This is a genomic window from Herbiconiux sp. FW305-C-125 (assembly GCF_058783455.1).
On the sequence record NZ_JBYSYO010000011.1, the window covers coordinates 107765 to 120594 of the forward strand.

17 protein-coding genes are annotated in these 12830 nt (G+C 71.7%); 11 read left to right on the plus strand and 6 right to left on the minus strand.

Annotation, left to right across the window (positions count from 1 at the left end):
* Positions 1 to 2 precede the first annotated feature (2 nt).
* A complete protein-coding gene (locus tag AC3WLB_RS20605) occupies positions 3 to 872 on the plus strand; it encodes an SDR family NAD(P)-dependent oxidoreductase (RefSeq protein ID WP_492509225.1) in 870 nt (289 codons plus the stop codon).
* Between the two features lie 201 nt (positions 873 to 1073).
* Here the strand turns inward: AC3WLB_RS20605 and AC3WLB_RS20610 are convergent, their stop codons facing one another.
* Positions 1074 to 2825 (minus strand): AMP-binding protein, encoded by a 1752-nt coding sequence (locus AC3WLB_RS20610; protein WP_492509227.1) that lies wholly within the window; start codon positions 2823 to 2825, stop codon positions 1074 to 1076.
* A gap of 95 nt (positions 2826 to 2920) precedes the next feature.
* On the opposite strand from AC3WLB_RS20610, the gene AC3WLB_RS20615 reads away from it, so the two are divergent.
* Positions 2921 to 3541 carry a TetR/AcrR family transcriptional regulator gene (locus AC3WLB_RS20615; protein WP_492509229.1) on the plus strand — a complete coding sequence of 207 codons (621 nt, stop codon included), beginning with the start codon at positions 2921 to 2923 and terminating at the stop codon, positions 3539 to 3541.
* Between the two features lie 61 nt (positions 3542 to 3602).
* On the opposite strand, the gene AC3WLB_RS20620 is transcribed toward AC3WLB_RS20615, so the two are convergent.
* Complete coding sequence (locus tag AC3WLB_RS20620) at positions 3603 to 4406, minus strand: CoA-transferase subunit beta (protein ID WP_492509231.1); 804 nt, start codon at positions 4404 to 4406, stop codon at positions 3603 to 3605.
* On the minus strand, positions 4403 to 5278 hold the full coding sequence (locus tag AC3WLB_RS20625; protein WP_492509233.1) for a CoA transferase subunit A: 876 nt from the start codon (positions 5276 to 5278) through the stop codon (positions 4403 to 4405). Before AC3WLB_RS20625 ends, AC3WLB_RS20620 begins: the two co-directional genes overlap by 4 nt.
* 180 nt (positions 5279 to 5458) lie before the next feature.
* Between AC3WLB_RS20625 and AC3WLB_RS20630 the strand changes: the two genes are divergently transcribed.
* Positions 5459 to 6184 (plus strand): SDR family NAD(P)-dependent oxidoreductase, encoded by a 726-nt coding sequence (locus tag AC3WLB_RS20630; protein WP_492509235.1) that lies wholly within the window; start codon positions 5459 to 5461, stop codon positions 6182 to 6184.
* Positions 6181 to 7059 (plus strand): aldo/keto reductase, encoded by an 879-nt coding sequence (locus AC3WLB_RS20635; RefSeq protein ID WP_492509237.1) that lies wholly within the window; start codon positions 6181 to 6183, stop codon positions 7057 to 7059. Before AC3WLB_RS20630 ends, AC3WLB_RS20635 begins: the two co-directional genes overlap by 4 nt.
* A 14-nt stretch (positions 7060 to 7073) precedes the next feature.
* Here the strand turns inward: AC3WLB_RS20635 and AC3WLB_RS20640 are convergent, their stop codons facing one another.
* Complete coding sequence (locus tag AC3WLB_RS20640) at positions 7074 to 7511, minus strand: VOC family protein (protein WP_492509239.1); 438 nt, start codon at positions 7509 to 7511, stop codon at positions 7074 to 7076.
* A gap of 56 nt (positions 7512 to 7567) precedes the next feature.
* Between AC3WLB_RS20640 and AC3WLB_RS20645 the strand changes: the two genes are divergently transcribed.
* Together AC3WLB_RS20645 and AC3WLB_RS20650 are read left to right on the plus strand one after the other, a co-directional pair.
* Positions 7568 to 8344, plus strand: a complete 777-nt coding sequence (locus tag AC3WLB_RS20645) for an SDR family NAD(P)-dependent oxidoreductase (RefSeq protein ID WP_492509241.1) — start codon at positions 7568 to 7570, stop codon at positions 8342 to 8344.
* Entirely contained in the window at positions 8344 to 8958 is a 615-nt protein-coding gene (locus tag AC3WLB_RS20650) for a gamma carbonic anhydrase family protein (protein WP_492509243.1), read from the plus strand. Before AC3WLB_RS20645 ends, AC3WLB_RS20650 begins: the two co-directional genes overlap by 1 nt.
* Positions 8959 to 8994: 36 nt before the next feature.
* Here AC3WLB_RS20650 and AC3WLB_RS20655 read toward each other — a convergent pair whose 3' ends face one another.
* Positions 8995 to 9624 (minus strand): TetR/AcrR family transcriptional regulator, encoded by a 630-nt coding sequence (locus tag AC3WLB_RS20655; RefSeq protein WP_492509245.1) that lies wholly within the window; start codon positions 9622 to 9624, stop codon positions 8995 to 8997.
* A gap of 116 nt (positions 9625 to 9740) precedes the next feature.
* Here AC3WLB_RS20655 and AC3WLB_RS20660 point away from each other — a divergent pair, with 116 nt between their 5' ends.
* The 3 genes from AC3WLB_RS20660 to AC3WLB_RS20670 are packed head-to-tail and all read left to right on the plus strand — an operon-like array spanning position 9741 to position 11986.
* The gene (locus AC3WLB_RS20660) at positions 9741 to 10523 is read left to right on the plus strand and encodes a glucose 1-dehydrogenase (protein ID WP_492509247.1); all 783 of its coding nucleotides are present in this window, start codon (positions 9741 to 9743) and stop codon (positions 10521 to 10523) included.
* 45 nt (positions 10524 to 10568) lie between these two features.
* On the plus strand, positions 10569 to 11540 hold the full coding sequence (locus AC3WLB_RS20665) for an alpha/beta hydrolase (protein ID WP_492509249.1): 972 nt from the start codon (positions 10569 to 10571) through the stop codon (positions 11538 to 11540).
* A gap of 26 nt (positions 11541 to 11566) precedes the next feature.
* Entirely contained in the window at positions 11567 to 11986 is a 420-nt protein-coding gene (locus AC3WLB_RS20670) for a nitroreductase/quinone reductase family protein (RefSeq protein WP_492509251.1), read from the plus strand.
* A 39-nt stretch (positions 11987 to 12025) separates the two neighbouring features.
* Here AC3WLB_RS20670 and AC3WLB_RS20675 read toward each other — a convergent pair whose 3' ends face one another.
* Entirely contained in the window at positions 12026 to 12148 is a 123-nt protein-coding gene (locus AC3WLB_RS20675) for a hypothetical protein (protein WP_492509253.1), read from the minus strand.
* Positions 12149 to 12163: 15 nt separating this feature from the next.
* Between AC3WLB_RS20675 and AC3WLB_RS20680 the strand changes: the two genes are divergently transcribed.
* Both AC3WLB_RS20680 and AC3WLB_RS20685 read left to right on the plus strand, forming a co-directional pair.
* A complete protein-coding gene (locus tag AC3WLB_RS20680; protein ID WP_492509325.1) occupies positions 12164 to 12412 on the plus strand; it encodes a hypothetical protein in 249 nt (82 codons plus the stop codon).
* A 9-nt stretch (positions 12413 to 12421) separates the two neighbouring features.
* Positions 12422 to 12823 carry a LacI family DNA-binding transcriptional regulator gene (locus AC3WLB_RS20685; protein ID WP_492509255.1) on the plus strand — a complete coding sequence of 134 codons (402 nt, stop codon included), beginning with the start codon at positions 12422 to 12424 and terminating at the stop codon, positions 12821 to 12823.
* Positions 12824 to 12830: the final 7 nt, after the last annotated feature.

Consider the following 12830-nt stretch of genomic DNA (forward strand, 5'->3'; position numbering starts at 1 on the left):
CGATGCCCGGCACGGATGCGCGGCCCCTCGACGGGCTGGCCGTGGTGGTCACGGGCGGGGCGCAGGGGCTCGGGCGCGCCTACGCGCTGGCGGCCGCCGAGGCCGGCGCACGGGTCGTCATCGGCGACCTGCAGGGGGAGCGCGCCGAGGAGGTCGCGGCGTCGATCCGTGCCGGCGGCGGCGAGGCGCTCGCCCTCGCGGGCTCGGTCACCGATCCGGCATTCGCCCAGGCACTGGTCGACGGATGCGTCGCCGCGTTCGGCCGCATCGACGGACTCGTCAACAACGCGGGCGTGCTGCATCCGGGTCACCCGGCCGACCAGTCCGCCGACGTGGTGCGCGAGACCCTCGAGGTGAACGTCGCCGGCGTGGTGCACTGCGGCATCGCCGCGATGCGGGCCATGCGCGCGGCCGGATCGGGCTCGATCGTGAACGTCGCCTCCGGATCGCTGCAGGGGCTCGACGACACCGCACTCTACGGCGGCAGCAAGGGTGCCGTGATGAGCCTCACCTACGGCTGGGCGCTCGAGCTCGCGGGCACGGGTGTGCGAGTGAACGCGGTGTCACCGCTGGCGCACACGGCGATGTCCGACCGCATGGACATCCCGGACGAGTACAAGGGCACCACCCCCGACCGCATCGCGCCGATCGTCGTCTACCTGCTCGGTCCGCGTTCGGCCGCCGTCACCGGCCAGGTCGTGCGCTTCGACGGCGACCGCCTCGGCCTCCTCACCCCGCCGCAGGTGCGCGCGGTGGTCGAGCGCCCCGACTGGGATGCTGCCGCCATCGCGGCCGCGATCGACGGCCCCCTCGCCGACCAGCTCGCCCCGGTCGGCCTCGCCGCAGCCCCCGAGCCCGAGCGCCGCGCCTGACCCCGCCTGGCGGCCGTCCTCCCGCGGGCAGTATGGCGTGTAACTCTGCAGATGCGCGCAACCGGTGCGATATACGGCGTCACTCCCTCACATGTGCAGAGTTACACGCCACCGCCGCGCAGGGTGCGACGAGTTACTACCGAAATGCGTGCCACCGACGCCGTATATGGGGTCGGTCCACCTCATTCCGGTAGTAACTCATCAGGCCGGCGACGCCCCCTCGGCGGCCGCCGCGTCACGCAGCTCGGACTTCATGATCTTGCCCGTGCCATTGCGCGGGAAGTCCTCCACGAATACGAACTCGCGCGGCACCTTGAAGTTCGCCAGGCGCTGCCGGCAGAAGGCGTCGAGCTCGGCCGCGTCGGGGCTCGGCACGTCGTGCAGGAGTGCCACGTAGGCGCGGCCCACCGACCCCATCCGCCGGTCGTCGATGCCGATCACCGCCGACTCGTTGACGGCCGGATGCTGACGCAGCACGTTCTCGACCTCCGCCGGGTACACGTTGAACCCGCCGACGATGAACATGTCCTTCAACCGGTCGGTGATCTTCAGGCACCCGTGCTCGTCGAGCCGCCCGATGTCTCCGGTGTGGAACCAGCCGTCGTCGTCGACCACGGCCCGGGTCGCCTCCTCGTCTTCGAAGTACCCGAGCATGACGTCGTCGCCGCGCAGCAGGATCTCGCCGTCTTCGTCGACCGCCCGGTCCCGCCCGGCCTCGTCGACCACCCGGATCTCGATGCCCGGCACCGCGGGCCCCGTGGTCTGCGACGCGTGCTCGAGCGACTCGTCCGGCCGCGACATCGTGGCGACGACGCACTCGGTCAGGCCGTAGGCCTGCGCCACCGTCTCGAAGCCGAGCACCTGCACCATGTCGCGGAACAGCGTCGCCGGCGCCGCCGTCGCCCCCGCGATCGAGAAGCGCAGCGACGAGAGGTCGTAGTCGGCGAGGTGCGGATGATCGAGCATCGACGTGAAGATCGTCGGCACCCCCGGCAGCACCGTGATGCGCTCGCGCTGCACCAGCTCGAGGATGCTCGTGGCATCGAAGGTCTCGACCGGATAGATGGCGGCCCCCGCCAGCAGCGCGGAGATCATGCCCGCCTTGTAGCCGAAGCCGTGGAAGAACGGCCCCACGATCGCGTAGCGGTCGGCCGGCGTCAGCCGCGCGCCGGCCGCCCAGGCCCGCGCCACGCCGATGGTCTGCCGGTGCGCGCTCATCACGCCCTTCGGCAGGCCCGTCGTGCCGGAGGTGAAGAGGATGTCGTCCACGTCGTCGGGCCCGACCGCCGCTGCGGCTCGCCGCACGGCCTCCTCGGGCACCGCCGACCCCGAGGCGAGGAAGTCCTGCCAGGCGAGCAGCCCGGAATCGGCCCGCGCGTCGTCCATGCACACCACCACCCGCAGGTGCGGCAGGCCCGGCACAGGCCCTGACCCAGCACCCGGCCGAGCGCCGGCATCGGCCCGGGCACCGGCGGCGTCCACACCCGACGCCGAGGCCGCCGCCGCGGCCGCCTCCCGCAGCATCCCCGAGAACGACCGCCCGAGGAACCCGTCCGCGAGCACCAGCACGGATGCCCGCGACCGCGCCAGAATCGTCACCGCCTCGTGCCCCGTGTACCGCGTGTTGAGCGGCACCACCGAGGCGCCGATCGACTGCGCCCCGAGCATCGCCTCGATGAACTCGACCCGGTTCGGCGCCCACACCGCCACCCGGTCGCCCGCCGCGACGCCCTGCGCCAGGTAGGCGCGGGCGACCGCGCGCACCCGCTCATCGAGCTCGCGCGAGCCGATCACCACCCCGCGGTCGACGACCGCCGGATGCTCGCCCCGCAGAGCCACGTCGGCCAGAAGCGCGGGGATGGTCTGCGCGGCGGAGAGCGTCACGGCGCCGCCGTTCGCAGGCCCGGACGCCGCGGGGACCGCGACTCGAACGGCGGAGTGATCGAGGGACATGATGGTCGCCCTTCCCTGACGTGCACGAATCGACGATGATTGTGCGGCACACTTGAACAAACGCTTGGCAACAGCCTGATCGAAAAGGAGTTCCGATGGTCACGCGGACGACTCGCTCGGAACCGGCTTCCGACCGACGGGAGCAGATTCTCGCCATCGCCACCCGGCTGATCGCCTCTCGAGGCTACTCGGCCACGACCGTTCGCGACATCGCCGACGAGTCCGGCATCCTCTCGGGCAGCCTCTACCACCACTTCTCCTCCAAGGAGGCGATGCTCCAGGAGATCCTGCGCGGCTTCATGGGCCGCCTGCTCGAGAGCTTCGAAGCCATCCAGGCCGAGGCCGGCAACCCCCGCGACACCCTCGACCGGCTGATCGAGCACGCTTTCACCACCATCGTCAGCGAACCGGATGCGGTGGGCCTCTACCAGAACGAGTCCTCGTTCCTCTCCACCCAGCCGGGCTTCGAGTTCGTGGGCGAGGCGAGTGCGCGCATCGAGACGATCTGGCTCGAGCAGATCCGCGAGGGCCAGCGGCTGGGGGTGTTCCGGCAGGCGATCGATGCCCCGGTGGCGTACCGCTTCATCCGCGACTCGGTGTGGTCGACCATCCGCTGGTTCCGGCCGGGTGGCCGGCACACGGCGGAGAGCCTGGCCGAGAACTACCTCGACCTGCTGCACAACGGCCTCCTCAGCAGCCGCGACGCCACGGCCTGACGCGGGCGCGCGCAGCGGTCGACCGGCGGATGCCCGTCGGCCTGCCGCGCGCATCCGGCGCTCATTTCGGCACTTCGCGCGACCGTGCGCCGCGCGGGTCGATGACCTCGCGGATGAGCCGCAGCTCCTCGTCGTCGGGCAGCCGCGTGGCGGGCTTGCCCTCGACCTCGATGGGGAACCCCGTCGCCTCGGCCACGGCTGCGGGTTCGACGCCGGGGTGGATCGACAGCACGGTGAGCGCGCCGTCGGCGTCGTAACCGAGCACCGCGAGATCGGTGACCACCACGCCGAGACGGTGGAAGCGCAGGGCCCGGCCGCCGGCGGCGGCGCGGTCGTTGCCGACGCCCGACACCATGTCGACGCGCTCCACGAAGGTGCGGGTGCTGTGCCGCGGCACCCAGTAGTCGACGCGGTGGTTGACGGTGTTGCCGGGGGCGCCGCGCACGCCGATGAGCTGACGGCTCGGCTTCGCCCAGTCGCCGATCAGGGAGATGTTCTGGTTGCCGAAGCGGTCGATCTGGCTGGCACCCATCATGCTCTGGCGCCGGCCGGTGGCGAGGATGTCGAAGATGCGGCGGAACGGCGCCCAGCTCTCGATCACCCCGCCGGCAGCCGCCGACCTGCCGAGGGGCGGCGGCTCGGCCATGAGGAAGGCCTCGCCGTCGGTGAGCACGATGTCGGGCGCACTGGTGAGCTTGGCCAGCCGGGCGCCGATGGTGGGGATGGTGCCCACCGCGTGGGCGAGCACCTCGCCCGAGTCGCGGTAGGTGTCGGCGCAGGCGGCGACGCAGATCTCGGCGATGGTCACGGGGGCGAGTGCGGTGGTGGTGGCGTCGGGGGCGCTCGCCGCGCTGGCGTCGCTCATGCGCGCACCTCCGCCCGGGCATCCGCATGCAACCGGTCGACGGCCGCGAGATAGGCGGCCTCGTCACCGGCGAGGTAGTCGGCGGCGAAGGCGTCCCAGAGCGCGGGCTCCTTCGCGCTGGCCACGTAGTGCTTCTGGAACGCCTCGTCGCGGGCGTAATCCGGCTCGCACGAGGTGAAGTGCGCTCCGCGCGGGGCCTCGACGACGCCGTCGACGAACATCCGACTGAACAGCAGGGTGTGGAAGGACGCCTCGTCGAGCAGTCGCTCGGTGGGCACGACGCGCTCGGCCGACACGATGGTGCGGTCGGAGGCCATGGCGAAGAGGTCGTCGAAGTAGGGGTCGGGCCCGAGGAACTGCGCGTTTCCGGATGCGTCGGCCCGGTTCACGTGCACCAGCGCGACATCGAGCGGCAGGGCCGGCATCGCGGCGTACACCTCGTCGGAGTAGGGCGACGCCACGGTGGCGAGGTTCGGGTTCGCTGCCATCACGTCGGAGCCGAGGCCGGCGCGGATCGGCAGGAAGTCGAGGCGCTGGGCGGCGGCACGGAGGCCGGCCACGAACATCCCCTCGTCGTACTCCTCGACCTCGAGGGCGCCTGCCTCGCGCGCCGCGGTGAAGAGCGGATCGAGTGGGATGCTGTCGAGCGAGACGAAGCCGTAGACGAGCTTGCGGATGCGGCCGGCCCGCGCGAGCAACCCCACGTCGGGGCCACCGAACGCCACCACCGTGAGGTCGGTCACGTCGGTGCGCAGCAGAGCGCGCACCAGCGCCATCGGCTTGCGACGCGACCCCCAGCCGCCGATGCCGACGGTCATGCCGCTTCGCACGCCCGACACCGCCTCGTCGATGCTCATCACCTTGCCGGTCATCCTGCTCCTTCTTCGCGTCGTTGCGACCGCTGACCTAGCGTTTGCTTGGTGGCTACACTAACATGGCCCGCAGGCGATGCGGCACCCCCGGCATCGGCTCTCTCGACGCCGCCGGCGCTCTTCGCCCCCAGCGCCCCGAGGCGGCACCACGCACGCATCGCTCCACGTCGAGGAGGACGAATGGATTCGAGCACGATCGGCCCCCACACGATCGTCACCGGCGGCGCAAGCGGCATCGGCGCCGCCGTGGTCGCGGAGCTGCGGGGGCGCGGCCACGCGGTGACGGTGTTCGACCTCGCACCGGCCGACGCCGAGGGGGTGCACTCCGAGAGTCTCGACCTCACCGACGAAGCCGCCGTGCACGCGGCGGTGGCGGCGGCCGAAGTGCGGGCGGGCACGGCGACCGGGCTCGTGACCTGCCACGGCATCCGCGGAGCGTTCGTGCCGGCCGCCGAGCTCGATCTCGATCAGGTGCGGCGGGTGTACGACGTGCACGTCGTGGCGACCCTCTCGGTCGCGCGCGCGGTGGTGGCCCGGCTGGATGGTCGGCCCGCGTCGATCGTCACCATCTCGTCGACCACCGCCTACCGCGGCTGGGCGAAGCAGTCCGACTACGGCCCGGCGAAGGCCGCGGTGCGGCAGCTCACCGAGAACCTCGCCATCGAGTGGGCACCGCTCGGCGTGCGCGTGAACTCGGTCGCGCCCGGCCACACCCGCACCCCGATGGTGCAGGATCTCGTGGCCACCGGCTACGATCTGGCACCCGTCGAGGCACGCACCCCGCTCGGCCGGCTCGCCGAGCCCGCCGAGATGGCGGCTGCGATCTGCTACCTGCTCTGCGACGCCACCTTCGTCACCGGCCAGTGCCTCGCGGTCGACGGCGGCTGGACGACGGTCGGCAAGTGAGCCTGCCCACGCGCCGCATCGGCGACCTCGAGGTGTCGTGCATCGGCATGGGCGCGATGACGCTCACGCAGACACCCACGACCGATCTCGCGTCGGGTTTCGCGGCGGTGCGGGCCGCGGTGGCTGCGGGGGTCACCCTGTTCGACACCGCCGACAGCTACGGCCCGTCGAGCGAGTTGGGCGTGAACGAGCGGGCACTCGTCGCCGCCGTCCGCGCCGCCGGACGCGACGCCGGAACGGTCGTCGTCTCGACGAAGGGCGGGCACACCCGCCACGAGAACGCGAGCTGGTGGATCGACGGGTCGCCGGAGCACCTCGCGGCGGCGGCCCGGGCATCCGCTCGCCGTCTGGGGCTCGACGCGCTGCCGCTCTACCACCTGCATCGCCCCGACCCGCGGGTGCCGTTCGCCGAGTCGCTCGGCGCGCTGCGGCAATTGGTGACGGATGGCGTCGTGCTGCGACTCGGGGTGTCGAACGTCGACCTCGCCCAGCTCGATCAGGCGGTGCGGATGCTCGGCCCGCACCTGGTGAGCGTGCAGAACGAGTACTCCCCCGCGGCCCGTGGCAGCGAGCCGGTGCTGCGCGAGTGCGAGCGCCTCGGGCTGGCGTTCCTCGCCTGGGGCCCGCTCGGCGGCATGCGCGCGGCGAAGTCGTTCGGCGCACCCGCCGGCGCCGGCGGCGCCTTCGCCGCCGTGGCGCGGGCGCGGGGCGTGTCGCCGCAGCGGGTGGCGATCGCGTGGCTGCTGGCGACGTCGCCGTGCCTCATCCCGATACCGGGGGCGAGTCGGGCGGAGAGCATCCACGATTCGGTGGCCGCCGCGTCGCTCGGCCTCTCCCCTGACGAGCTGGCGCTCCTCGACGGGCGTGCCGCGTGAGCAGTGGCGCCGCCTCAGCGCGGCGGCTCGACCAGCTCCACCCGCACGCGATCGGGGCCGATGACGTAGACGTAGCGGCTACCCTCCATCGGGCCCGCGGTCGCCGTCTGCGGCGTCGAGATCGCGGTGCCGCCCGCCGCGACCGCCCGCGCCAGCGCGCGCTCCACATCGTCGACCACGAGTGCCGCGTGCGCCGCGCCCACGCTCCCGTTGTCGGGGTCGATCGACACCCCCGATCCACCCCGGTACTCCAGCAGTTCGAGCAGGGTCTCGCCATCCGCGAAGCGCAGGAACGCCTGCCTCACGACCACGCCGGGGTATCCCGTGGCCTGCTCGACGGCGGGCCCGCTCTTCTCGAACGGGCCGAGCACCTCCCCCGCCGTCACCGCCGAGTAGAACGCCGCAGCCCGTTCGAGGTCCGACACGGTGATGCCGATGTGATGCAGAGCCACGTCACTCTCCCAACTAAGCGCTTGTTCGCCAACCGACCTTACCGCGGAGGACCGTCATGACCGCATCCGGCACCACCCACCCCGGCGAGGCCTTCGTCGAAGCACTCCGTCTCGACGGCCGCGTCGCCCTCATCACGGGCGCCGGGGGCGGCCAGGGCCGCTCGCACGCGCGGCTGCTGCACGACCTGGGCGCCCGCCTGGTGCTGACCGACGTCGATGTCGCGGGTGCGGAGGCGCTCGCCGCCGAGTTCGGCGACGACGCGATCGGTCTGGGACACGACGTCGGCTCGCCCGAGGCGTGGGACGAGGTGATCGCAACGACCCGGCAGCGCTTCGGCCGCCTCGACGTGCTGGTCAACAACGCCGGCGTGAGCCCGGTCGGTGCGCTGGCCGAGGCGAGCGTGACGAGCATCCGTCTGACCCTCGACGTGAACCTGCTCGGGCCGATCCTCGGGATGCGCGCCGCCCTGCCGCTCCTGCGCGAGCACGGCGGCGGGTCGATCGTGAACATCTCGTCGGCGGCCGGGCTAGTCGGGTACGCCGAGCGGGTGCCGTACTCGGCGTCGAAGTGGGGCCTGCGCGGGGCGACGCGCTCGTTCGCGCGCGAGGCGGGACCGTTCGGGGTGCGGGTGAACACGATCTGCCCGGGCGCGGTCGACACCGACATGGCCAGCGACGACACGCGGGCGGGGGTGGGGTTCATCACGACGGTGCCGATCCCGCGGGTCGGGCAGCCCGAGGAGGTCTCGCGGCTCGTGGCCTTCTTGGCGAGCGACGCGTCGAGCTACTGCACGGGCCACGAGTTCGTGATCGACGGCGGGCAGGTGGCGTGATGGGCGTGTACGAGATCGACGGCGTGGTGCCGGTGGTCGACCCGACCGCGTTCGTGCACGAGAGCGCGAGCCTCATCGGCGACGTGATCGTGGGGCCGGGTTGTTACGTGGGGCCGTTCGCGAGCCTGCGCGGCGACTTCGGGCGCATCCTGGTGGGTGAGGGCTCGAACATCCAAGACGGATGCGTGCTGCACGCCTTCCCCGGTGCCGACGCGGTACTCGAGCCGTCGAGTCACGTGGGGCACCAGGCCGTGCTGCACGGCTGCGTGGTGCGCTCGTTCGCGCTGATCGGCATCGGGGCGGTGGTGCTCGACGGCGCCGAGATCGGGGCGGATGCGCTGGTCGGCGCCGGTGCGGTGGTGACGGCGGGCACGGTGGTGCCGCCGCGCACGCTCGCGCTCGGGAGCCCCGCCCGCGTCGTGCGTGAGCTCGACGAGACGACGCTCGAGTGGAAGCGCAACGGCGTCCGCATCTACCAAGACCTCGCTCGCCGCAGCATCGCGACGCTGCGCCCCGCCACCCCGCTGCCCGCGCCCGAGCCCGGGCGCCCCCGCGTGAGCACGGGCGCCGACGTCTCCCGCCCCCTCCACGAGACCCGCGGCGGCCCCAGGTAGGCCGCGCCCCGCGATCGGTCTGCGCCGTGGGAGTGGCTACGCCGCCTGCGCGGGGTAGGCCGCGAGCAGCACGGCCGTGGCGCCCTCGATGGTCTCGTCGATCTGCTGCCGCGTCGGGGTCCACTCGACCAGCAGGAGCTTCGGCCAGAAGACGACGTTCGAGATCATGCCGAGGAACTGCGTGGCGGCGATCGTGGGGTTCGGCACCCGGAGCGCTCCGCGCTCGTCGGCAGCCGTCAGGTACGCGTGCACGCGTTCGAAGAACGGCTCCTTGCCGAGGTCGAACTGGATGCGGGCGAGCTCCGGAAAGCGCGGCGCCTCGGCGATGACCATGCGATGCAGTCCTGCCATTCCGGGTCGCAGCAGCAGGTCGGCGTACTGTCGCCCGAGGACCAAGAGCGCGGACTCCGGATGCGTCGGGTCGAGCGAATCGCCCGCCAGCGCGTTCCCGCCCCAGAAGTCGACGACGATCGCCTCGAAGAGATCGGCCTTGGTGGGGAACTGCTTGAACAGCGTGGCAGTCGACACGTCGGCCGCCGCAGCGATGCGCGCCAATGAGGTGCTGTCATAACCGTTCGCCGCGAAGAGCTCGGTCGCGGCCGCGATGATCGCCGACCGTTTCTCACCCGCGACCCGCTGGTGGTAGGTCAGCCCCGTTTCTGCCATGACCACAGTCTACGAGACAAAAGGTGAGTCACTTGACTCACCTTCCAGCGTGTGGCACGGTGGTGAGTCGAGTCACTCACCTTGAGCGGCTCATCGGATTCGAGAAGGGATCTGCCATGACACGATTCGACGGAAAGACGGTGCTCATCAGCGGGGGCGCGGGCGGCCAGGGCACGGCGCACGCACATGCCTACATCGCGGAGGGCGCGAACGTCATCGTCGGCGACATCCACGACGATGCGGGGGAGGCGTTGGCGGCAGAGCTCGGCGACCGCGCGATCTTCGCGCATCTCGATGTCACCGACGAAGCCGACTGGGCGGCGGCCGTCGCCGCGGGCGAGGAGTGGTTCGGGCCCCTCTCCGTCCTGGTGAACAACGCCGGCATCCCCAGCCCGGCCGTGCTCATCGAGGACGGCGACCTGGCGACCTGGCAGCGCATCCTCGACGTCAATCTCACCGGCCAGTACCTCGGCATCCGGGCGGCGGTGCCGTCACTGCGGCGGGGCGGCGGCGGCGCGATCGTGAACATCGCGTCGATGGCGGCGGATGTCGGAATCGCGTATCTCGCGCCGTACGTCGCCAGCAAGTGGGGGGTCCGGGGCCTCAGCCGGACGGCGGCGATCGAGTTGGCGCGGTACGGCATCCGCGTCAACGCGGTGCATCCGGGAGTCGTGCGCACGCCGTTCATCACGGAGCCGGCCGGCCCGAACGAGCCGCCCGTGGGCGAGACCTTCTCGCCCGACGCCCTTGCGGTGAAGCGCCTCGCCGAGCCGGAGGAGATCTCGCGCATCGTGCTCTACCTGAGCTCCGACGAGGCCGCGTTCGTAACCGGCGCCGACTTCGTGATCGACGGCGGCCTGCTGCTCGGCCCGGTCGTGCCGGCGGAGCAGAACGCATGAGCGCGCACTCCATCCGACTGAACCCTTCGAGCGAAAAGGATGCCCATGCCGCTCCCGCTCGATGACCGCATCCGCGCCCTTCTCGACGCGGGTGCCGGCCCGACCGGGTCGCCAGTGTTCGCGTCGTTCACGCCCGGCGACGTGGCCCTGCTGCGCCGGATCCTGAATGACGGCCTGGCCCAGATGAGGGGACTGCCCGACGTGCCGGGTCTCGTCGCGACCGACGACATCGTCGAGACGCCCGATCACGCGCGCATCCGGGTGCGGTGGACCGCGGAGGCCCCGACCCGGCCCACCCCGCCCGTCGGCACACCAGGCGCCGCCGTGCTCTACCTGCACGGCGGCGCCATGATCGCGGGCAGCGTCGACCTCTACGACCCGCTCGTGCGCACCTACGTGGGCTGGACGGGAGTGCCGTTCCTCTCGGTCGACTACCGCCTTTCCCCCGAAGCGCCCGCCGGCACGGCTGCGACCGACGCGCTGGCCGCGCTGCGCTGGCTCGTCGCCCACGCCCCCGCCCTCGGCGTCGACCCGAACCGGATCGCCGTGATGGGCGACAGCGCCGGCGGCGGCATCGCCGCAGCCCTCGCCGTGCTGGCCCGCGACGAGGGCATCCGTCTCGCCCGGCAGATCTTGATCTACCCCATGCTCGAGAACCGCGTCGTGCCCGACCCACAGCTCGAGGCGGCGGCCGCCATGTTCTCCTACGAGTTCGAACGCACCGCCTGGGCGGCCGTGCTGGGCGACACACCCGCACGTGATTCCGTACCCCCGACCGCGGTGCCCGCGAGGGCGCAGAATCTCGAGGGCGTCGCCCCGGCTTACATCGAGGTCGGCGAGCTCGACATCTTCCGCGATGCCGACGTCGCCTATGCGAGCCGGCTGTGGCACGCCGGGGTGTCGACCGAGTTGCACGTGCACCCCGGCTACCCGCACGCCTTCGACATCCTGCTCATGGCCGATCCAGCGGGGAACCGGCACCGAGACGAGAAGATCCGCGTCCTCCGCGCGATCTGACGCGAACCACAACCGAAGGAGCCACCATGGATGCCCGCATCGAGCACGCTCTGGCCATCACGCCGGCGTCGCCCGCCGCCGACCGCACCATCGACATCACGACGACGGGTGCGAAGACCGGTCGGCGTCGCCGGATCGAGATCTGGTTCTACCGGGTCGACGGCGAGATCTACCTCACCACCCAGCCCGCCTCGCGCGACTGGTACGCCAACCTGCTCGCCAATCCGGAGTTCACCTTCCACCTCAAGCACGACGTGCGAGCCGACATCGCCGCTCGCGCCGAACCCGTCCTCGATCCCAACGACCGACGCCGCATCTTCACGTCGATCATCGACGATCTGAACCAGCCTCGGCACCGCGCCTACATCGCCCAGCCGGTCGAGCCGCTCGACCGGTGGATGCGCGGCTCACCGCTGATGCGCGTCACCTTCACCGACGAGCGCTGACGGGCATCCGCTGCGCAGCGCCCGCGCTCGCGCCCGCCGTCAGAGGGCAGACTCTGCCAGGTAGGCGGCGAGTTCCTGCGGTGGGGCGTCGATGATCCAGCACTCCTTGATCACACCACCCTCGATGCGATACGTGGCGGTGCGCACATACGGGAAGCGCACTCCGTCGCTCTTGCGCTGCAGCGTCTCCTCGATGACGAGGGTGACGCGCTCGCCGCCGCCGAAGACGTCGATGATCTCGCCGAACTCGATGTTCGGGCGGGCGACCCCGCCGAGCTCATGATCCTGCTGATCGGGATGGGGTCGGCCTGGTCACCGGCCAGCAACGTCTACACGGCAACGCCGGACGAACCCGAGCGCGACCACGACGCCCGACGTGCCCTCTTGCGCGACGCGGTGGCTCGCGTGGTCAGACCCGACGCCTAAGATCCATACATGGCCGCGTCATCGGAGCCACCCAAGCGCCCCACGATGATCGATGTCGCCAAGCGAGCCGGGGTCAGCCTCAAGACGGTGTCCCGCGTGGTCAACAACGTGCCCACCGTCGAGCGGGTGGAGGTGTTCTCGGTGCAGCAGGTGCCCGGTGTCGGCAAAGAACAGGGGTGGTTCGAGCTCGACGCGGGCAGCCAGTCGGTGTGGCCGACGGTCACCGGCCCCAACTTCGAGTCGGGGTTCTCGGACTCGATCCTGCAGATGTGGGCCGTGTTCCTGGCCGAGCGGGCGGATGCGCTGGGCGACCGCTTCGGCGCGGCCCGCCCCGAGGAGGCAGCGTTCACCCACGCCATCTACCGGGCGGCGATCGAGTCCCACCGCGAGCACGCGGCCGTGCGCCCGTAGCGCGCCG

Excerpts from the sequence above, each read along its gene's own strand:
- AC3WLB_RS20605 (WP_492509225.1), top strand. The coding sequence starts at position 3 with ATGCCCGGCACGGATGCGCGGCCCCTCGACGGGCTGGCCGTGGTGGTC.
- AC3WLB_RS20610 (WP_492509227.1), bottom strand. The coding sequence starts at position 2,825 with ATGTCCCTCGATCACTCCGCCGTTCGAGTCGCGGTCCCCGCGGCGTCC.
- AC3WLB_RS20615 (WP_492509229.1), top strand. The coding sequence starts at position 2,921 with ATGGTCACGCGGACGACTCGCTCGGAACCGGCTTCCGACCGACGGGAG.
- AC3WLB_RS20620 (WP_492509231.1), bottom strand. The coding sequence starts at position 4,406 with ATGAGCGACGCCAGCGCGGCGAGCGCCCCCGACGCCACCACCACCGCA.
- AC3WLB_RS20625 (WP_492509233.1), bottom strand. The coding sequence starts at position 5,278 with ATGACCGGCAAGGTGATGAGCATCGACGAGGCGGTGTCGGGCGTGCGA.
- AC3WLB_RS20630 (WP_492509235.1), top strand. The coding sequence starts at position 5,459 with ATGGATTCGAGCACGATCGGCCCCCACACGATCGTCACCGGCGGCGCA.
- AC3WLB_RS20645 (WP_492509241.1), top strand. The coding sequence starts at position 7,568 with ATGACCGCATCCGGCACCACCCACCCCGGCGAGGCCTTCGTCGAAGCA.
- AC3WLB_RS20650 (WP_492509243.1), top strand. The coding sequence starts at position 8,344 with ATGGGCGTGTACGAGATCGACGGCGTGGTGCCGGTGGTCGACCCGACC.
- AC3WLB_RS20655 (WP_492509245.1), bottom strand. The coding sequence starts at position 9,624 with ATGGCAGAAACGGGGCTGACCTACCACCAGCGGGTCGCGGGTGAGAAA.
- AC3WLB_RS20660 (WP_492509247.1), top strand. The coding sequence starts at position 9,741 with ATGACACGATTCGACGGAAAGACGGTGCTCATCAGCGGGGGCGCGGGC.
- AC3WLB_RS20665 (WP_492509249.1), top strand. The coding sequence starts at position 10,569 with ATGCCGCTCCCGCTCGATGACCGCATCCGCGCCCTTCTCGACGCGGGT.
- AC3WLB_RS20670 (WP_492509251.1), top strand. The coding sequence starts at position 11,567 with ATGGATGCCCGCATCGAGCACGCTCTGGCCATCACGCCGGCGTCGCCC.
- AC3WLB_RS20685 (WP_492509255.1), top strand. The coding sequence starts at position 12,422 with ATGGCCGCGTCATCGGAGCCACCCAAGCGCCCCACGATGATCGATGTC.